At 71.0% G+C, this 18282-nt stretch carries 14 protein-coding genes and 3 pseudogenes; 12 read left to right on the forward strand and 5 right to left on the reverse strand.

From position 1 onward, the window contains the following. The first annotated feature begins 12 nt into the window (after nucleotides 1-12). Nucleotides 13-1113: an ABC transporter permease gene (locus WBG99_RS00740; protein ID WP_338894413.1), complete on the forward strand. Its 1101-nt coding sequence runs from the start codon at nucleotides 13-15 to the stop codon at nucleotides 1111-1113. After that, nucleotides 1110-2169, forward strand: a pseudogene (locus WBG99_RS00745) (NAD(P)-dependent alcohol dehydrogenase). The gene WBG99_RS00740 and the pseudogene WBG99_RS00745 overlap by 4 nt, the downstream one beginning before the upstream one ends. On the opposite strand, the gene WBG99_RS00750 reads toward WBG99_RS00745, so the two are convergent. The 4 genes from WBG99_RS00750 to WBG99_RS00765 form a co-directional block, all read right to left on the reverse strand. Further along, nucleotides 2157-2426, reverse strand: a complete 270-nt coding sequence (locus tag WBG99_RS00750; RefSeq protein ID WP_338894414.1) for a DUF4328 domain-containing protein — start codon at nucleotides 2424-2426, stop codon at nucleotides 2157-2159. The pseudogene WBG99_RS00745 and the gene WBG99_RS00750 sit on opposite strands and share 13 nt — an antisense overlap. A 181-nt stretch (nucleotides 2427-2607) precedes the next feature. After that, the gene (locus WBG99_RS00755; RefSeq protein WP_338894415.1) at nucleotides 2608-3390 is read right to left on the reverse strand and encodes a ThuA domain-containing protein; all 783 of its coding nucleotides are present in this window, start codon (nucleotides 3388-3390) and stop codon (nucleotides 2608-2610) included. Between the two features lie 3 nt (nucleotides 3391-3393). Then, nucleotides 3394-4158 (reverse strand): SDR family oxidoreductase, encoded by a 765-nt coding sequence (locus WBG99_RS00760; protein WP_338894416.1) that lies wholly within the window; start codon nucleotides 4156-4158, stop codon nucleotides 3394-3396. 40 nt (nucleotides 4159-4198) lie between these two features. After that, nucleotides 4199-5440, reverse strand: coding sequence for an acyl-CoA dehydrogenase family protein (locus WBG99_RS00765; RefSeq protein ID WP_338894417.1), 1242 nt, complete (start codon nucleotides 5438-5440; stop codon nucleotides 4199-4201). Between the two features lie 196 nt (nucleotides 5441-5636). Here WBG99_RS00765 and WBG99_RS00770 point away from each other — a divergent pair, with 196 nt between their 5' ends. The 6 genes and pseudogenes from WBG99_RS00770 (at nucleotide 5637) to WBG99_RS00795 (ending at nucleotide 14248) form a co-directional block, all read left to right on the forward strand. After that, nucleotides 5637-7175 carry an AMP-binding protein gene (locus WBG99_RS00770; protein ID WP_338894418.1) on the forward strand — a complete coding sequence of 513 codons (1539 nt, stop codon included), beginning with the start codon at nucleotides 5637-5639 and terminating at the stop codon, nucleotides 7173-7175. Between the two features lie 28 nt (nucleotides 7176-7203). Then, nucleotides 7204-7809, forward strand: coding sequence for a histidine phosphatase family protein (locus WBG99_RS00775; protein WP_338894419.1), 606 nt, complete (start codon nucleotides 7204-7206; stop codon nucleotides 7807-7809). A 28-nt stretch (nucleotides 7810-7837) separates the two neighbouring features. Next, nucleotides 7838-9026, forward strand: a pseudogene (locus tag WBG99_RS00780) (acetyl-CoA C-acyltransferase). Nucleotides 9027-9044: 18 nt separating this feature from the next. After that, on the forward strand, nucleotides 9045-10022 hold the full coding sequence (locus WBG99_RS00785; RefSeq protein WP_338894420.1) for a PDR/VanB family oxidoreductase: 978 nt from the start codon (nucleotides 9045-9047) through the stop codon (nucleotides 10020-10022). Between the two features lie 83 nt (nucleotides 10023-10105). Further along, a pseudogene (icmF, locus tag WBG99_RS00790) lies at nucleotides 10106-13332 on the forward strand (fused isobutyryl-CoA mutase/GTPase IcmF). A gap of 55 nt (nucleotides 13333-13387) precedes the next feature. Continuing rightward, nucleotides 13388-14248, forward strand: a complete 861-nt coding sequence (locus tag WBG99_RS00795) for a 3-hydroxybutyryl-CoA dehydrogenase (protein WP_338894421.1) — start codon at nucleotides 13388-13390, stop codon at nucleotides 14246-14248. Nucleotides 14249-14759: 511 nt separating this feature from the next. Here WBG99_RS00795 and WBG99_RS00800 read toward each other — a convergent pair. Next, nucleotides 14760-15260 carry a PaaI family thioesterase gene (locus WBG99_RS00800; RefSeq protein WP_338894422.1) on the reverse strand — a complete coding sequence of 167 codons (501 nt, stop codon included), beginning with the start codon at nucleotides 15258-15260 and terminating at the stop codon, nucleotides 14760-14762. A 105-nt stretch (nucleotides 15261-15365) separates the two neighbouring features. Between WBG99_RS00800 and WBG99_RS00805 the strand changes: the two genes are divergently transcribed. The 4 genes from WBG99_RS00805 to WBG99_RS00820 all read left to right on the forward strand — a co-directional run bounded on the left by WBG99_RS00805 (nucleotide 15366) and on the right by WBG99_RS00820 (nucleotide 18281). After that, nucleotides 15366-15833 (forward strand): helix-turn-helix domain-containing protein, encoded by a 468-nt coding sequence (locus WBG99_RS00805; protein ID WP_338894423.1) that lies wholly within the window; start codon nucleotides 15366-15368, stop codon nucleotides 15831-15833. Nucleotides 15834-16052: 219 nt separating this feature from the next. After that, nucleotides 16053-16601: a hypothetical protein gene (locus tag WBG99_RS00810; protein ID WP_338894424.1), complete on the forward strand. Its 549-nt coding sequence runs from the start codon at nucleotides 16053-16055 to the stop codon at nucleotides 16599-16601. 250 nt (nucleotides 16602-16851) lie between these two features. Further along, nucleotides 16852-17457 carry an ABC transporter ATP-binding protein gene (locus WBG99_RS00815; RefSeq protein ID WP_338900161.1) on the forward strand — a complete coding sequence of 202 codons (606 nt, stop codon included), beginning with the start codon at nucleotides 16852-16854 and terminating at the stop codon, nucleotides 17455-17457. Nucleotides 17458-17465: 8 nt separating this feature from the next. Next, complete coding sequence (locus tag WBG99_RS00820) at nucleotides 17466-18281, forward strand: ABC transporter permease (protein ID WP_338894425.1); 816 nt, start codon at nucleotides 17466-17468, stop codon at nucleotides 18279-18281. Nucleotide 18282 lies beyond the last annotated feature (1 nt).

Below are 18282 nucleotides of genomic sequence, written 5' to 3' on the forward strand. Positions count from 1 at the left end.
GAATTGACTGACATGACGTCCACCCCGACCCGGGCGGCGGAGGTCCCGCCGTCCGTACCGGAGAGGTCCGCGGTGTCCGCCCCGGGGACACCGGCCCGACGGACGGCGGCCGCCGTGTCGTTCCGGAACATCGGCGCCGTGTACGTGTGGCTGGTCATCGTCGTGCTCTTCACCGTCTGGGCGCCGGACACGTTCCCGACCACCATCACGGTCAAGCAGGTACTGAATGGCAACGCCGTGGCGGGCCTGGTCGCACTCAGCGTCGTACCGCCGCTGGCCGCACGCGTCTTCGACCTCTCCATCGCCTTCACCATGTCGCTCACCAGCGTGCTGACCGCCCACTTCATGGTCTCCGCCGGGCTCGGGCCCGGCACGGCCATCGCGCTGGCGATGACCGCCGCACTGCTGGTCGGGGTCGTCAACGGCATCGTGGTGGTGGTCCTGCGCGTCGACTCGTTCATCGCCACCCTGGCCACCGGCGCGCTGATCCAGTCCCTGATCACCATGGCCACCAACGACAGCTCCATCACTGGTGTGCGGCTGCTCGCCGAGCCGTTCGCGAGCATCGCCCAGCTGGACGCCGGCGGCGTCACCCTGCCGGTGCTGTATCTGCTGCTCGCCGCCCTCGCCATCTGGTTCCTGCTGGAACACACCGCCACCGGGCGCCGGTTGTATGCCACCGGATTCAACGCCGACGCGGCCCGGCTGCAAGGGGTGCGCACCGACCGGCTGCGCTTTCTGACCCTGGTGGCCTCCGCGCTGCTGTCCGGTTTCGCCGGCGTCGTCTTCACGGCCTCGGTCGGCTCCGGATCACCGACCGCCGGTACCCCGTATCTGCTGTCGGCCTACGCCGCCGCCTTCGTCGGGGCGACCCAGTTGCGCGCGGGCCGCTTCAACGCCTGGGGCACGGTCCTCGCGGTCCTCCTGCTCGGCACCGGCATCACGGGCCTCGGGCTCGCCACCAGCGCGCAGTGGGCCGCGAGCCTGTTCACCGGCTCGGTCCTCATCGTGGCGCTGGTGCTCACCGGTGGCCGGATCGCCCTGCCGACCGTCCTGCGCCGCCGGGCGAGAACCCGGCCGGACTCGACCACCGGCAAGGAGATCTGCCGATGAAGGCACTTCAGTACCGGCGTGTGGGGCACGCCCCCGAGGTCGTGGAAGTCCCGGTACCCGAACCCGGCCCGGGCCAGGTGCTGTTGAAGGTGACGGCGGCCGGGCTCTGCCACTCCGACCTGGCGGTGATGGGCTGGCCCGAGGAGCAGTTCCCCTACGCCCTGCCAATGACACTCGGTCACGAGGGCGTCGGCACGGTGGCGGCGCTGGGCGCCGGTGTCACCGCCGTGACGGAGGGTGAGGCGGTGACGGTGTACGGCCCGTGGGGCTGCGGGCGCTGCCACCAGTGCGCCGAAGGCAGGGAGAACTGCTGTCCGCACGCCGCCGGGCTCGGCATCCTGCCGCCGGGGCTCGGCTCACCCGGTGCCCTTGCGGAGTACGTACTGGTGGACTCGCCCCGGCACCTGGTGCCCCTGAACGGACTCGACCCGGTGCAGGCCGCACCCCTCACGGACGCCGGGCTGACCCCGTATCACGCGATCCGCGGGTCGCTGCCGAAGCTGCTGCCCGGCAACACGGCGGTGGTGATCGGGCCGGGGGTCTGGGTCATCTCGCCGTGCAGCTGCTGCGCGCTCTGACCCGGCCCGGGTGGTCGCCCTCGACGTGCGCAAGGACAAGCTGGAGCTGGCCCGCGAAGTCGGCGCGCACGAGACGCTCTTCTCCGACGGTGAGGCGGCCGCGCGGATCCGCGGACTCACCGGCGGCACGGGAGCGCAGGTCGTCCTGGATTTCGTCGGGGCCAAGGCGACCCTGGCCGTGGCCGCCGCGTCGGTGGCGGTGGCGGGCGATGTCACCGTCGTCGGCCTCGGCGGGGGCACACTGGCCGTCGGCTTCGGGGGCGGCCTGCCGTTCGAGGTGTCGGCCTCCTTCCCCTACTGGGGCAGCCGGACCGAACTCATGGAGGTCCTGGAGCTCGCACGCCAGGGTCTCGTGTCGTCCCACGTGGAGACCTTCACACTGGAGCAGGCGCCAGAAGCGTACGAGCGCCTGCACGCCGGCGAGATCGACGGCCGCGCGGTGGTGCTGCCGCACGCCTCGTCGCCTCACTCGCGGTAAGGGCTGCTCGCGGTCGCCTTCAGCGGAGTTGCGGCACCCCATAGGTCGACGGGGGTGCGGTACGGCAGCCAAAAGTTCGCCTGTGGGATGGGCCAGCCGCCGATCGCCCAGCCCCGCCCCTTACCGAACCGATCGGGTGCCAGCAGCGCGGTGTTCAGTGAGCGCGACGATCGCGAACGCCGCCGACGCCGCGGCCAGCAGGCCGCGCGCCGAGCGTGGTGTTCCGCCCGGCAGCATGCGACGCGGACGGAGTTCATTCGATGGGGACTGACGGTGGCCCCCCACGGGCGGAGAACGAAAAGGCCCGCGGACGAGCGCACGGAGGCACGCTACGCCTGCTGCGACGCCCCGTCCATGACAACCCGCAGGTCGGACGGTTGGGCTAACCTCCCCTGGGTAGTCCCCGGGCGCCCCGGCACCCACGCCGCAGCCCGCGCTTCACCGAGCCGGGCTTCGCCCGCCCACCGTCCGCTCCACACAGCGGCGGAGCACTGTCAGGAACTCCGGTGTCTGCCAAGGACCCACGTCCACGCGCCCGGTGTCGTCCACGCCGAGGTCCCGCACGTCGTAGCGGCCTCGGCAGTGGCCGAGGGTGAAGTAGCAGACCTCGCCGCGGCCGTGCCGCTTGAGGTACAGCACCGGCCGGGGCGCGCGGTCGAGGGCCGCCGTGTCGCCCTCGGCGAAACCGCGGCACGGCCCCGTGTACTCGGCGTGCAGCAGCACCTCCAGCTCGCCGTGCAGCTCGCTCACGTACAGCTCGTCGGTGACCGTGAACGGTCCGATCCCGGCGACCAGCGGGTGCTCGGGCCGGGTCACCAGCACCTCGTACGGCTCGATCGGCGGGTGGGCCAGGAACTGGCTGCCGAGCACCTCCGCCACTTCCCCGAGGAGCCGCGGAGTGGTGAACACCCGCGAGTCGCCGGCCGCCGACGGCTCGATCACCGCGTTGGTGCCGTGCAGGGCGAGCCAGCGCCCGCCCCGCTCGACGAACCGTGCCAGCGCGGCCCGTTGCGCCGGGCGGGGCCGGACGTCGCAGGTGTAGGTGACCAGCAGGTCCGCCCTGTCGAGGGCGGCCAGGCAGTCGTAGTCCTGGTACACCGTGGTGCGCACCCGCGGATGCTCTCCGAGAAGTTCCAGCAGCCGCAGCCGCGCGTAGTCGAAGTCGTGCCACCGTCCGCCGCAGACCAGTACGGCGTCCAGGCGGCCGGCCGGGCCCGCCACGGCTCAGTACTGGACGCGGGTGAGCAGCCCGCCGTCCACCACGAGGTTGACCCCGACGCAGAAGGAGCCGGTCCGCCCGAGGAGGAACGCCACCGCCGCGGCCACGTCCTCGGCGGTGCCGTAGCGGCCGATCGGCAGCTTGGCGAGGACCTCCTCGTACACCTCCGGGCGGCTGGTGCGGATGGTCTCCCAGGCACCGCCGGGGAAGTCGATCGGGCCGGGCGAGACGGTGTTGACGCGGATGCCCTTCGGCGCGAGGGAGTGCGCGAGGGCCGAGGCGTGCTGGACGACGGCCGCCTTGAGCGCGGAGTAGGAGTTCGCTCCGGCCGGGCGCGCGGTGTCGGAGGCGTTGGTGGTGCCGATGGCCACGACGGCGGCCCGGTCGGAGGCCTCCAGATGCGGAAGAGCCGCCTCTACGAGTCCCGCGAACGGGATCAGGTCGCCTCGCAGGCTGGCTTCCCAGGATTCGGGGCCCTTCACGTTGCCCGCCGACACGTTGGACACCAGCAGGTCCAGCCCGCCGAGTTCACCGGCCGCCCGCCCCACGAAATCCGCGAGGGCCGTCGGGTCGGTGACGTCGACCGGCTCCGCGAACACCGTGGCTCCCTCGCCCCGCAGTTCGGCGGCGGCCTTGGCCAGCCCTTCCTCGCCTCTGGCGCACAACGCCAGTGCGCAGCCCTCGGCCGCGAGGGTTCCGGCGATCGCCCGGCCGATGCCCCGGCTCGCGCCGGTCACCAGTGCCTTCGCGCCTGTCAGTCCCAGATCCATCGATGTCACTCCTTTGTGTTTGCCTAAACCGTCCGGTGGCTCAGTTGCCGGGAAGCTGCGAGAACGGCGCCCGGTCCGCCCGCGGCTCCGGTGGCAGCTTCAGCACCCGCTCGCCGATCAGGTTGCGCTGGACCTGGTCGGTGCCTCCGGCCAGCCGGTAGCCCGGAGCGCCGAGCAGGTGCTGCGTCCAGGCGAAGGTGCCCGGTTCCCCGGTGTCGGCGCTGATCCGCGCCCCCATCAGCTCCGCGGCGACCTGTCCTGTACGGGTGAGCAGGTCGGAGGCCATGAGCTTGGTCAACGACGCCTCGGGACCCGGCCGGCCGCCGGCCGCGCTCGTCCTGGCGACGCGGTCCACGGTGGCCGCGCGCAGGGCGGCCCGTACGTACAGGTCGGCGAGACGCTGGCGGACCAGCGCGTCCGAGGTGCGGTCGAGGGAGCGGGCGAGTGCGAGCACGTCCGAGAAGGTGCCGCCCTTGCGGCGGTTGCCGCCGCCGGAGGCGGTCCGTTCGAAGGCGAGGGTCGTGGTGGCGACCTCCCAGCCCTGGCCCGGCCGCCCGATCCGGAGCCGGTCCGGGACGCGTACGCCGCTGAGGAACACCTCGTTGAAGGAGGCGCCGCCGCTCATCTGCCGGATGGGGCGCACCTCCACGCCCGGAGCGTCCATCGGGACCAGGAAGGCGGTGATGCCGGCCTGTTTGACGACGTCCGGGTCGGTCCGGGCCAGCAGCAGGCCGTAGTCGGCGAACTGGGCGCCCGAGGTCCACACCTTCTGACCGTCGATCACCCACTCGTCCCCGTCGGCCTGACGGGCGCGGGTGCGCAGGGCGGCGAGGTCGGAGCCCGCACCGGGCTCGCTGAAGAGCTGGCAGGCCAGCAGGTCGGTGCGCAGGAACGCGCGTGCGTAGTCGTGGAGTTGCTCCGCAGTCCCGAAGAGGGAGACGGCCATCGCGACCAGGCGCACGGTGACGCTGATCAGCTCGGTGGAAGGCGGCACCTCGAAGGCGGACTCCTCTTCGGCGAAGGCGGCCACGTGGGCGGCGGTCAGGCCCGCGCCGCCCTTGTCCGCGGGGAGGGTCAGCGCCTGGTAGCCGGCGTCGAAGCGGGACCGCTGATAGGCGCGGCAGCGCTCCAGCAGCTGGCGTTCCTCGTCCTCGCGGAGGTTGTGGAACACGGCGAGATCGGCGTCTCCTCCGGTGGCCTCCGGCGCCCGCGCCGGTTCGAGCACGCCGGCCAGCCACTGCCGTACCTGCGTGCGCCATGCGTCCGGATCGGGCTGGGGCATGACTCCTCCTCGGGCACTTACCAGACGAAAGATTCAGTAACGGTCGGCGGCGAAGTGCGCTCGCGAGACGCCTTGAGCATGCGGGAACGCCTCCGCTTGGGATCAGAGTGTTCCGTACTTTCTTGATAAACGCTACAGTCTCCGCATCACCTCTCCCCTCGATTCGGGAGAGGACCCAGGAGCCGCCGGAGGAGCCATGTCGCTGCTGCCACTCGACCGTCGCGCCCAGGAGACACCCGAGGACCCCGCCCTGGTGGACGACCTGGGCGTGCTGTCCTGGTCCGCTCTCGCCGACCAGGTGGCGCGGGCGGCGGCGCGACTGCTGGAGTTCGCGCCCGGCCCCGACGACCGGATCGCCGTCCTCGGTGACAACGCCATCCCGACGCTGGTGGCCCACCTGGCCGGCCTGCGCGCCGGGGTCGGGACCGTGGCCACGTCCCGGAACCTCACCTCGGGAGAACTCGTCGACCAGATCATCGACGCGGGCGTGACCGCGATCGTCACCGGTCCGGCAGGAGCGGGTGCGGCCCTGGACGCGGCCCGGGAACTGGGCCTGCCACTGGTGACGCACGCAACGCCGGCCGTCGGGCACGCCTTCGACTGGGACCTGTGGCTGGCGGCCGCGCCGGCCGGCCGCGCCGGCCCGGCGGACCGGCCCGCCCGCCCTCCGCTCGTCTACACCTCGGGCACCACCGGACAGGCGCGCGGCACCGAGGTGCGCTGGGTGAGCGGCCCGGTCGCCGACAGCGCCGCCTACCTCACCGCGATGTCCGCCCGGCCAGGGTTCCCTCCGGGACCACACCTGGTGTGCGGCCCGCTCCAGCACAACGCGCCACTGACCTCGCTCCGCCACCTGGCGGCCGGTCAGCCCGTGGTCGTCCTCGGCAGATACGACGGGGAGACGTTCCTCAGCCGGGTGCAGAGGTGGCGGGTCTCCTCGACGGTGATGGTGCCCACCCACTTCCAGCGGCTGCTCGCCCTCCCGGAGGAGGTCCGCGCCCGGTACGACGTCTCCAGCCTGCGGCAGGTCTCTCACACCGGCTCCGCGTGTCCGCCGGACGTGAAGCGCGCCATGATCGAGTGGTTCGGTCCGGTGCTGACCGAGTCGTACGGCGCCAGCGAGGCCGGGACGGTGGCCCGCATCAGCAGCGCCGAGTGGCTGGCGCACCCGGGCTCGGTCGGGCGCGTCCGGGCCCCGTTCGAGGTCCTGGTCACCGATGACGACGGCCGGCCACTGCCGACCGGCGAACGCGGTCTGCTGGCCTTCAGGGCCCCGGACGACCAGGGCGTCCGCTACCACGCGGACCCTGACAAGACCAGGTCCGCCTACCTCTCCCCCGGCGTCTTCACGCTCGGCGACATCGGCTACGTCGACGCGGACGGCTACATCTTCATCACCGACCGGGCCGCGGACGTGGTGGTCTCCGGCGGCGTGAACCTGTACCCGGCCGAGAGCGAGGCGGTCCTGCGCCGGCACCCGGCGGTCGCCGAGGTCGCCGTCATCGGCGTGCCCGACCCGGACTTCGGCGAGTCCCTGCGGGCGCTGGTCGTGGTGGCGGGGGACGAGCCGCCGGCCGATGAGCTGGACCGGTTCTGCCGCGAGCACCTCGCCGCCCACAAGTGCCCGAAGTCGTACGAATTCGTCCCGGAACTGCTGCGCAACGCGATGGGCAAGCTCGACAAACGCGCGATGCGCCGCCCGTACTGGCACTCCGAACGGACCATCGCCGGCTGAGCCAGGCCCCACCCAGTAAGGACCACCCATGACCGAACTCCTCCTCATCCGGCACGGCCTCCCCCTGGCGGGCGTGTTCGACCCCCGGCTGTCACCGGAGGGCACCGCTCAGGCCGAGCGCCTCGCCGCCTGGCTCGTGCACGAGGACGTCGACGCCCTGTACTCCAGCCCGTTCCGCCGTGCCCGGGAGACCGTGGCGCCTCTGGAACGCCTGACCGGCATGACCGCCACCGTCCTCGACGACCTGCGCGAGTGGGACACCGACGTGACTCAGCCCTACATGCCTCCGGAGCAGATCGGAACGGACGATCCCCGGGCGGCGGCGCTCGCCGAGGGGCGCTACGAGGACTTCGTGCCCGAGCTGGACTGGGACGCCTTTCGCGCCCGTGCCGGGCGGGCCATGGACACCATCCTCGACGCCCATCCCGGAGGGCGGGTCGCGGTCGTGTGCCACGGCGGCATCACCAACACCTATCTGGCGACGGTGCTAGGCCTGCCCACGATGTTCTGGTTCCACCCCGACTACACGTCCGTCAGCCGGGTGCGGCGCATGCCCGGCGGGCGGATCGTGCTGCACTCGGTGAACGAGACGGCCCACATGGTCGCCGAACGTGCCGTCGACGCGGTCGCCTGACCCGCCCCACACCCCAGGAGGTCCCGGCATGCCCGGATCCGTCATCGTCGCCGGAGCAAGGACGCCCATCGGCAGGCTGGCGGGTGCCCTGAGCACCGTGTCCGCGGTCGACCTCGGCGCTCACGCCATCGGCGCTGCACTGGCCGCTGCCCGTCTGGACCCGGTGGCGGTGGAAGCCGTCGTGATGGGTCATGTCGTGCAGGCCGGGGCCGGCCCGAACCCGGCACGGCAGGCGGCGGTCCGCGCCGGTATTCCGTTCTCCGTCCCGGCGAGCACCGTCAACAAACTGTGCCCGTCCGGTCTGCACGCCATCGCCCTGGCCGACCTCATGATCGCCTCCGGCCGTCACGAGGTGGTGGTCGCCGGTGGCATGGAGTCCATGTCGGGCGCCCCGCACCTGCTGCGCGGAGCTCGCACCGGCTGGAAGTACGGCTCGGCCGCGGCCGAGGACGCCCTCGACCGCGACGCCCTGGTCTGCGCCTTCGACGGCGTCTCCATGGGTGCGGCCACCGAGCGCTACCAGCGGCCGTTTGGCCTGACCCGTGAGGAGCAGGACGAGTACAGCGCGCTGTCCCATCAACGGGCCGCCCGCGCCCAGGAGTCGGGCGCGCTGTCCGGGGAGATCGCCCCCTTCATCGTGGCGGGGCGCCGGGGAGACGGTGGTGGACACCGACGAGGGCGTACGGCCGGGAAGCACCGCCGAGAGCCTGGGGCGCCTGAAGCCGGCCTTCTCCGGCGCGGGCATCATCACCGCGGGCAACTCCTCACAGCTCTCCGACGGCGCGGCGGCCGTCGTCGTGATGAGCGCCGAGCGCGCCCGGCGCGAGGGCCTCACCCCTCTCGCCGGGATCGGCGCCTACGGCACGGTCGCCGGCCCCGACCCCTCACTGCTGGTCCAGCCGGCCGGCGCGGTCCGCGACGCGCTGTCCCGGGACGGCCGGCTGAAGGCCGCCGACCTGGACCTGTTCGAGATCAACGAGGCGTTCGCCGGAGTGGCCCTGGCGTCCGTACGGGAGCTGGACCTTCCTCTCGACAGGGTGAACGTCAACGGCGGAGCGATCGCGCTCGGGCACCCGGTGGGCATGACCGGAGCCCGGCTGGCGCTGACTCTCGCGGCCGAACTGCGGCGGCGCGGAGGCGGCAGCGGAGCGGCGGCCCTGTGCGGGGGCGGCGGCCAGGGCGACGCGCTGTTGCTGCATGTGCCGACCCAGGACTGAACCCGGAGCCGAATCATCATGAACGTCCAACTGACCTCGGTCGACACGACCCTTGCCGTGGCGGCCCGTACCCTCGCCGCCGACGGTGTTGTCTCCCTCACCCTGCGCCGCCCCGACGGCGGGATGCTCCCCGTCTGGACACCGGGCGCCCACATCGACGTACTCCTGGCCGGCGCCGACGGCGAAAACGGAGATCTGATCCGTCAGTACTCCCTGTGCGGAGACCCGGCCGCGCGCGACTCCTGGCAGATCGCCGTGCTGCGCGAACCGCACGGCCGCGGCGGCTCGGCGTACGTCCACGACCACCTGCGCGAGGGTGCCGCCGTGCGGGTCCGCGGACCGCGGAACAATTTCCCGCTGCGGCCCGCCGCACGCCACTTGTTCATCGCCGGCGGTGTCGGTATCACACCCATCCTTCCGATGGTGGAGGCCGCCGAGGCCGCGGGAGCCGACTGGCGCCTGCTGTATGGCGGGCGCACCCGTACCTCCATGGCGTTCCTGGACCGTCTCGCCCCGCACGGGGACCGGGTGCTCGTGCGCCCGCAGGACGAGTACGGCCTGCTGGACCTCGCGGCCCACCTCGGCGCACCCGAGGAGGGCACGCTGGTGCACGCCTGCGGTCCCGAACCTCTGTTGCGGGCCGTGCAGGAACGCTGCGGGGACTGGCCTGCCGGCACGCTGGGCGTCGAACGGTTCGCCCCGGTACGGACAGACGCGACCGGCCAGGCCGAGGCCTTCGAGGTGGAACTCGCACGATCCGGGATCACCCTCACTGTGCCGGCGGACCGCTCGGTCCTCGAGACCGTGGAGCAGGCCGGTGTCGCGGTCGACTTCTCCTGCCGGGAAGGCACGTGCGGCACCTGCGAGACCGACGTACTCGACGGCAAGCCCGACCACCGTGACTCGCTGCTGACCGAGGACGAGCGGGCCGCGGGCGACACCATGCTCATCTGCGTCTCCCGCTCGTGCGGGACCCGCCTCGTCCTGGATCTGTGACGGCGATCACCCCCTGCAATTTACTAGGACGTCCTACTATCTCTTCTGTTGGCAGTACCCCCGCCCCGTTCGGGAAGGCCCCCATGAGTGATCTGCACCGACCCGTGCACCCCGTCCGTCTGGTCACGGCTTCGGCTCTGTTCGACGGGCATGACGCGTCGATCAACATCATGCGGCGCATCTTCCAGTCCCAGGGCGCGGAGGTGATCCACCTCGGACACAACCGGTCGGTGCGGGAGGTCGTCGACGCCGCTCTCGAGGAGGACGCCCACGGTGTCGCCGTCTCGTCGTACCAGGGCGGGCACGTGGAGTACTTCGAGTACCTGGTCGAGTCGCTGCGCGAGCGGGGAGCCGACCACATCCGGGTGGTGGGCGGCGGAGGCGGCGTCATCGTGCCCGAGGAGATCGCCCGGCTGCGCGGCAGCGGGGTGACCATCTTCTCGCCCGAGGACGGGCAGCGGATGGGCCTGGCCGGGATGGTCAACTCGGTCGTGAAGGACTGCGACTTCGACCTCTGGGACGGCAAGCCGGCCGACGCGTCCGCCGTGCTGGCCGGTGACCGGTTCGCGATCGCCCGCGCCATCACCGGCGCGGAACTGGGCAAGCTGCCCCGGATCTCCTGGAGCGGCTGCGGGCCGCCGCCGCGGCACGGGTCATGCCGGTGCTCGGCATCACCGGCACGGGCGGCTCGGGCAAGTCGTCTCTGACGGACGAGCTGGTGCGCCGCTTCCGCCTCGACCAGCACGACAAGCTGCGGATCGCCGTGATCGCGGTCGACCCGACCCGCCGCCGCGGCGGCGGGGCACTGCTCGGTGACCGGATCCGTATGAACTCCCTGGACGGGAACCGGGTCTTCTTCCGCAGCCTGGCCACCCGTGGCAGTCGCGAGCTGCCCGAGCACCTGACCGACGTGATCGACGTGGCCAAGGCCGCCGGGTTCGACCTGGTGATCGTGGAGACGCCGGGCATCGGCCAGGGCGACGCGGCGATCGTGCCGTTCGTCGACACCTCGCTGTATGTGATGACGCCGGAGTTCGGTGCCGCCTCGCAGCTGGAGAAGATCGACATGCTCGACTTCGCCGACGTCGTGGCGATCAACAAGTTCGAGCGGCGCGGCGCGCAGGACGCGCTGCGCGACGTGGGCCGCCAACTGGTCCGCAACCGCGAGGCGTTCGGCAAGCGGCCCGAGGACATGCCGGTGTACGGCACGTCGGCGGCGACGTTCAACGACGACGGTGTCACCGCGCTCTACCAGCACCTGAAGACGGGCCTGGCCGAGAAGGGCCTGCCGTTGTCCGAGGGGGCGCTGGCACCGGTCGGGGTACGCCACTCCTCCGGCATCCGGCAGGTGGTCCCCGCAGGCCGGGTGCGCTACCTCGCCGAGATCACCGACACGGTCCGCGCGTACCACGCCGAGACCGCGCGCCTGGCCGGGGCGGCCAGGCGGGTGCAGTACCTGGAGGCGGTCAGGGCGGAACTCGCCGGGGCCGGCTCCGACGCGGCGAACGTGCAGTCGCTCCTCGACGACGCCCGCAAGCAGCTCCCGCACCAGATCGCGGAGCAGCTCGGGAACTGGCCCGCCGTCGTCGCCGCCTACTCCGGCGACGAGCAGGTGGTGAAGGTCCGGGACAGGGAGATCCGCACCGAGCTGACCCGCGAGTCCCTGTCGGGCAACAGGATCCGCCGCGTCGCGCTGCCCCGCTACACCGACCACGGGGAGCTGGTGGGGTTCTGGCGCCGGGAGAACCTGCCCGGCTACTTCCCCTTCACCGCCGGGGTGTTCCCGTTCAAGCGCGACGGCGAGGACCCGGCGCGGATGTTCGCCGGCGAGGGCGATCCGTTCCGTACCAACCGGCGCTTCAAGCTGCTGTCCGAGGGCCAGCCGGCCACCCGGCTGTCCACCGCCTTCGACTCGGTCACCCTCTACGGCCGTGACCCGGACGAACGCCCCGACATCTACGGCAAGGTCGGCACCTCGGGCGTGTCGGTGGCCACGCTGGCGGACATGAAGGCGCTCTACGACGGCTTCGACCTGGTCGCCCCGACGACCTCGGTCTCCATGACCATCAACGGCCCCGCGCCGACCATCCTGGCGTTCTTCCTCAACACCGCCGTCGACCAGCAGCTGGACAGGTTCCGTGCCGCCGAGGGCCGTGACCCGTCGCCCGAGGAGGCGGCACAGTTGCGTGCGCACGCGCTCGCGAGCGTGCGCGGCACGGTGCAGGCCGACATCCTCAAGGAGGACCAGGGCCAGAACACCTGCCTGTTCTCCACCGAGTTCTCCCTGCGGATGATGGCCGACATCCAGGAGTGGTTCATCGCCCACAAGGTCCGCAACTTCTACTCCGTGTCCATCTCCGGCTACCACATCGCCGAAGCCGGCGCGAACCCCATCAGCCAGCTCGCCTTCACCCTCGCCAACGGCTTCACCTACGTCGAGGCCTACCTCGCCCGGGGCATGCACATCGACGACTTCGCCCCGAACCTGTCGTTCTTCTTCTCCAACGGCATGGACCCGGAGTACTCGGTGCTGGGCCGGGTTGCCCGCCGTATCTGGGCGGTGGCGATGAAGGAGAAGTACGGGGCCGACGACCGCAGCCAGAAGCTGAAGTACCACGTCCAGACCTCCGGACGCTCCCTGCACGCCCAGGAGATGGACTTCAACGACATCCGCACCACCCTCCAGGCCCTCACGGCCATCTACGACAACGCGAACTCACTGCACACCAACGCCTACGACGAGGCCGTCACCACCCCCACCGAGGACTCCGTGCGCCGGGCCCTGGCCATCCAGCTCGTCATCAACCGCGAGTGGGGCCTGGCCATGAACGAGAACCCCCTCCAGGGCTCGTTCATCATCGACGAACTCACCGACCTGGTCGAGGAGGCCGTACTCCAGGAGTTCGAGCGGATCAGCGAGCGCGGCGGCGTACTGGGCGCGATGGAGACCGGCTACCAGCGGGGCCGCATCCAGGACGAGTCGATGCTCTACGAGCAGCGCAAGCACGACGGCACCCTGCCCATCATCGGCGTCAACACCTTCCTGCGCCCCGGCGGCGACAGCCGGCCTCAGGAGCTGGAACTCGCCCGGGCCACCGAGGAGGAAAAGCAGTCCCAGCTGGAGCGCGTGCGCCACTTCCACACCGGCCACCGCGACCAGGCCCACGACGCCCTGGCCGCTCTCAAGAACGCGGCGACGAACGGCGACAACGTCTTCGCCGTCCTCATGGACGCCACCCGGGTCTGCTCGCTCCAGCAGATCACCGAGGCCTTCTTCGAGGTGGGCGGCCAGTACCGCCGCAACGTCTGACCCAGCCCGTAACCCCGGAAGCCACCCCGCAGCGACTCAGCAGATAGGACCTCAGATGGATCCCGTTACTCGTCTCGGCGTGGTCGGATGCGGCCTCATGGGCTCCGGCATCGCCGAAGTCGCGGCCCGCAGCGGCATCGACGTCAAAGTCGCCGAAGCCACGCCGGACGCGCTGGAGGCAGGCCGCCGCCGGCTCACCGCCTCACTCGACCGAGGCCTGCGGCGCGCCAAGCTCAGCGAGGAGCAGCGGGACCAGGCCCTCGCCAGGCTTTCCTTCACCCACGACCTCAGCGACTTGGCCGACCGCCAGTTCGTCGTCGAGGCGGTCGCCGAGAACCGCGACATCAAGACGGACGTCCTGCGCACCCTGGACAAGGCGGTCGAAGACCCCGCGGCGGTCCTGGCCACCAACACCTCCTCGATCCCCATCGTCGATCTCGCCGTCGTCACCGAGCGGCCCGCGCAGGTCATCGGCATGCATTTTTTCAACCCCGTGCCCGTGCAGCAGCTGGTGGAGCTCATTCCCGCCCTCACCACCAGCGCGGACACCGTGCTGCGCACCCGCGGCTTCGCCGAGCAACTGGGCAAACAGGCCATCCAGGCGCCCGACCGCTCCGGCTTCGTCGTCAACGCCCTCCTCGTGCCCTACCTGCTCAGCGCGGTACGGATGGTGGAGTCGGGCGCCGCGCAGCCGGAGGACATCGACCGGGGCATGGAACTCGGATGCGCCCACCCCATGGGGCCGTTGCGGCTCCTCGACCTCATCGGCCTCGACACCGCCCAGGCCGTGGCCGAGTCGATGTACGAGGAGTTCAAGGAGCCGCTGTACGCACCACCGGCCCTCCTGCGCCGCATGGTCGCCGCGGGCCACCTCGGCCGCAAGAGCGGCCGGGGCTTCCACATCTACGACGCCTGAGCGCTTGACCTCTTGCTCGACACAGAGGACGGTCCAGGCGCTCATCGCCTCGCGCACCAGCGCGGTGCCGACGCACTGCTCGAAGCGCACGAGCTCCGGCATCAGGCCGTCATGGACATGCCCAGGCGAAGTCCCCACTCATGCCTGCGCCTCGGCGGTGAAGAAGCCGGTCAGAACGGGAGCGAGGAGCTCGGGGTCGATGTCGTGCTCCTGGCCCGGGAAGGTGTGCAGGGAGAAGTCGCCTGTCGGCGCGGCGAGTTCTTGGGCGCCCGGTGAGCATGTGCGGTGCGCCAGCGTCTTTGCTGCCGACGAGGACGGGGATCGTCACGGACTGCCAGCGGTCGGCGGACAGTGGGCGGCCGGACATGGTGTCGCCCATGACCTGGCCGTCGTAGGGCAGAGTGCGGGCCGTGACCTCCATGGCGGCCCAGAACGGGGCCTCCCGCATGCCGGCGACCACCTCGGCGGCATGCACCGGCTGTCCCTGCGGACCCGGGGGCTGCCTGCCGAGTCACATCCGAGGGGCGGGCACCGGGAAGAGCATGCAGCTGCTGGTGGCATGCGCGAGCAGTCGGCCCTCGGCGTCGACCAACTGGGCCTGGGCGAGGGCGGTTTGGCGGCCCTTGCTGACGACCGTGCCGATGGCGCGCACTGGGCCCGTGTCCACAGTGATCGGCCGGAGGAACTTCACCGTCAGATCGAGCGAGGTGTACGCCACGCCCTGCGGGAGGGTCGACTGGACGGCGCAGCCCGCCGCCGAGTCGAGCAGAGTGGCGAAGACGCCGCCGTGCACGCCGCCGATCGGGTTGTAGTGCTCCTCGCCCGGTGTCAGCGAGAAGACCGCCCTGCCGGGCTCCACCTCGTCGAGGGCGAAGTCGACGGTGTGACTGATCGGCGGCCTCGGCAGCCGCCCCGCCTGCATCTCGCGCAGGAAGTCGATGCCGGCCATGCGCCCGGCGGCCTCCGCCGAGATCGCGGGATCCTCCCAGTGATACGTACGCGTTCGCCCCACGGCCCAGCGTCCTCCCCTCTGACTGTCAGCTGACTTTTTCAGTTGAAGCTAGGCTTCTGCTCAGCTGACTGTCAATGGTGAAGACAGGTCCCTTACGATGGCGGGATGGAGTGGCTTGAGGCGAGCACGGAGAACTGCCCCGTCCAGCGCACGCTCGACGTGATCGGGGAGAAGTGGACGCTGCTGATCCTGCGTGACGCCGTCAACGGCGTGCGCCGCTTCGACGACTTCCACCGCCACATCGGCCTGTCGGAAGCCGTCCTCAGCAACCGCCTCCGCAAGCTGACCTCGGCCGGCATCCTGAAGACCGTCCCCTACCGGGAGCCCGGCAGCCGCTCCCGCAACGAATACCGCCTGACCCGCAAGGGCTGGGACCTCTGGCCCGTTCTGATGGCGCTGAGCCAGTGGGGCGAGGCATACACCCTCGGCTCCGAGGGTCCTGTACTCGACGTACGCCACACCGAGTGCGACGCCCCGGTCCGCGTCGTCGTCGAGTGCTCCGCCGAGCACTCGCCCCTCACTCCCCGTGAAGTCACCGCCCGGCTGGGAACACGCGCCCGCCTCCGGTCGTGAACCGTCGACGTCACGGTCGCCGGAGCTGCCCGCACGTCCGTCCACCGAGTGACGCACGTCGCCAGTCGGGATTGCGGTCCTTGTCGACCAGGGCAGCACGGACGCCCTCCGGGAGGTCCGGAGTGCGAATGGTCGTGCGTGAGGGCGAGTTCGGCGCTGAGGCACTCGCGCAACGTACGCTGCCTGCCCCGGGCCGGCAGGGCGTGAGTGATCTCCAGGTTGTGCGGCGAGGCGGACTCCAGCGCAACCAGCGCCTCTGCCGCCCAGGGGGGTGGCGAGGTGGCGCAGGCGTTTCTCGATCTCGCCCACGGTCGGCGCGCCGAACGCCCGGTCCAGGTCTCCGCGTACCTCCGCCAGCCTGCTGCCCGCCACCGGGGAACGGCCGGCGAGACGGTTCAGAACCACGTCCACCGTATCGCCGGGGTTGTCGGCCAGGGCATCGCCGACCGCGTCGAGCTCGTCCACGGGGGCATGGTGCGTGGCCAGCCCCGTGTACAGGGCGTCGGCGGCGTCGAGCCGGTGCCCGGTCAGCCCCAGGTACATGCCGATCGCGCCGGGCAACCACGGCAGAAAGTAGCTGGCCCCGACGTCCGGGAAGTATCCGATGCCGGTCTCGGACATCGCCCGCACCGCGCGCTCGGTGACAACCCGGAAGCCGCCGCGGACGGACAGACCGAGACCGCCGCCCATGCACACGCCGTCGATGAGCGACACGACCGGGACGGGATACTCGGCGATCCGGGCGTGTCGCAGGCCCATCACGAGTAAGGGCGGCCACCGGGGTGCGGCGCGGGGAGGTCACCGGCGCCGACGGTATCGGGGCGAATCCCTCCCCCTGGCGCGCCCCGATCTCCGGCGGCGATCGGCGCCGCCCATCCCGTCGTCACACGCATCTGCCCCGTGTCGGCCTGCCCTGACTCGCCTGTGCTGTGGCGTTTCCTTGCGGCCGTTGGTTCGTTGGGCAGTTGTGGGACATCCATATGTCCTACAACCGGAGGCTGAGGGAGAGGGGGCGTTGATGGAGGCAGAGGGAGTCCACCATTCCTACGGCGGTCGGCGGGTATTGCGCGGTATCGACGTCTCGCTGCCCGCTGGGTCGGTGGTGGGCATCGTCGGCGAGAACGGGGCGGGCAAGTCGACGCTGTTGAAAATCCTTTCGGGGGAGCTGCGACCGGACCGGGGAGTGGTCCGGCACGGTGGGCGGTTCGGATACTGCCCCCAGCAGGTGGTAGTCAACGACGTGTTCACGGTGCGCCAGCACCTGGAATTCTTCGGCGCGGCTTATGACGTTGCGGATCTGCGGCGGGCCGAGGAAGTCATGGAGATCCTGGGTTTCGCCCAGTACGCCGGCGCCCTGGTGGGGACGCTCAGTGGCGGCACGCGGCAGAAGCTGAATCTGACGCTCGCGGTGATGCACGACCCGCAGGTGCTGCTGCTGGACGAGCCGTACCAAGGCTTCGACTGGGAGACCTACCTGCGTTTTTGGGATCTGGTCGGAGACTTGCGCGCGGCTGGCCGATCGGTCCTCGTCGTCTCGCACTTGGCCTACGACACCGACCGGCTCGATCAGGTGTGGCGGTTGCGGGACGGTGTGCTGCACGGACGGCAGGAGGACGTACGGTGAGGCGCGGGATGCGGCTGTTCAGGATCGCCACTCGTTATGGCCTGGTGGAGCACGCCAGGAACCGGTTCGCCATGTTGCTCGTGGCGGTGTTTCTTCCGGTGTGGGTCATGATGACGGGCTGGGCCATCGCCAAGGAGCCGGTGCAGTTCCGGCTGCACGGCACCGGTCACGTGCTGACCGCCGGCGGTGACAAAATCACCCAGATCACCGGGGCACTGAACGGGGTCACGCTGATCATCGGATTCATGATGTTCGCGGCGACCTTCAGCAACGGGGCATTCGACCAGCGTCTGTCCATGGCCGGGTTCCCTCGGGTTCCGCTGGGGCTGGCGAAGGTCGCCTGCCTGGTCATCATGTCGGTGGCCGTCTGTTCCTACGCCACCGCGGTCATCTGCTGCTTCTGGTCGCCCAGGCAGCCCGTGCTGCTCGGCGCGGCGCTGTTCTGCACGGCGATGACCTACGGCGCGCTGGGCGTCGCCCTCGGCACGCTCCTGCGCCGTGAGGTGGAGGGCATGTTCGCCGTTGTGATGATCAGTGTCGTGGACCTGGGCTTGCAAAATCCCCTCGCCAGCGGCGGAGCGAACAGCGACATGGTGCGCTGGCTGCCCTCCTACGGTGCCATGCAGGCCGCGACAGCCGCGGGCTTCTCCTCCACCGTGTCCGCCGTGGACTTCGCCGTCCAGCTGGCCTGGTTCACCGCCGTCGGCCTCATCGGGCTGCTGGCCTTCCACCGGCGCACCAGGTCCGCTCTGACAGCCACCGTGCGGATCGGCCGACAGACGGATGCCGACCCGGTGCTGTTGAGGAAGGCAGAGAATCGGTGAG

Source organism: Streptomyces sp. TG1A-60 (assembly GCF_037201975.1).
Lineage (GTDB): Bacteria > Actinomycetota > Actinomycetes > Streptomycetales > Streptomycetaceae > Streptomyces.

Coding starts and splice junctions, on each gene's coding strand:
- WBG99_RS00820 (WP_338894425.1), top strand. CDS start 17,466: ATGCGGCTGTTCAGGATCGCCACTCGTTATGGCCTGGTGGAGCACGCC.
- WBG99_RS00740 (WP_338894413.1), top strand. CDS start 13: ATGACGTCCACCCCGACCCGGGCGGCGGAGGTCCCGCCGTCCGTACCG.
- WBG99_RS00775 (WP_338894419.1), top strand. CDS start 7,204: ATGACCGAACTCCTCCTCATCCGGCACGGCCTCCCCCTGGCGGGCGTG.
- WBG99_RS00750 (WP_338894414.1), bottom strand. CDS start 2,426: ATGAACTCCGTCCGCGTCGCATGCTGCCGGGCGGAACACCACGCTCGG.
- WBG99_RS00760 (WP_338894416.1), bottom strand. CDS start 4,158: ATGGATCTGGGACTGACAGGCGCGAAGGCACTGGTGACCGGCGCGAGC.
- WBG99_RS00765 (WP_338894417.1), bottom strand. CDS start 5,440: ATGCCCCAGCCCGATCCGGACGCATGGCGCACGCAGGTACGGCAGTGG.
- WBG99_RS00805 (WP_338894423.1), top strand. CDS start 15,366: ATGGAGTGGCTTGAGGCGAGCACGGAGAACTGCCCCGTCCAGCGCACG.
- WBG99_RS00815 (WP_338900161.1), top strand. CDS start 16,852: ATGGAGGCAGAGGGAGTCCACCATTCCTACGGCGGTCGGCGGGTATTG.
- WBG99_RS00785 (WP_338894420.1), top strand. CDS start 9,045: ATGAACGTCCAACTGACCTCGGTCGACACGACCCTTGCCGTGGCGGCC.
- WBG99_RS00795 (WP_338894421.1), top strand. CDS start 13,388: ATGGATCCCGTTACTCGTCTCGGCGTGGTCGGATGCGGCCTCATGGGC.
- WBG99_RS00770 (WP_338894418.1), top strand. CDS start 5,637: ATGTCGCTGCTGCCACTCGACCGTCGCGCCCAGGAGACACCCGAGGAC.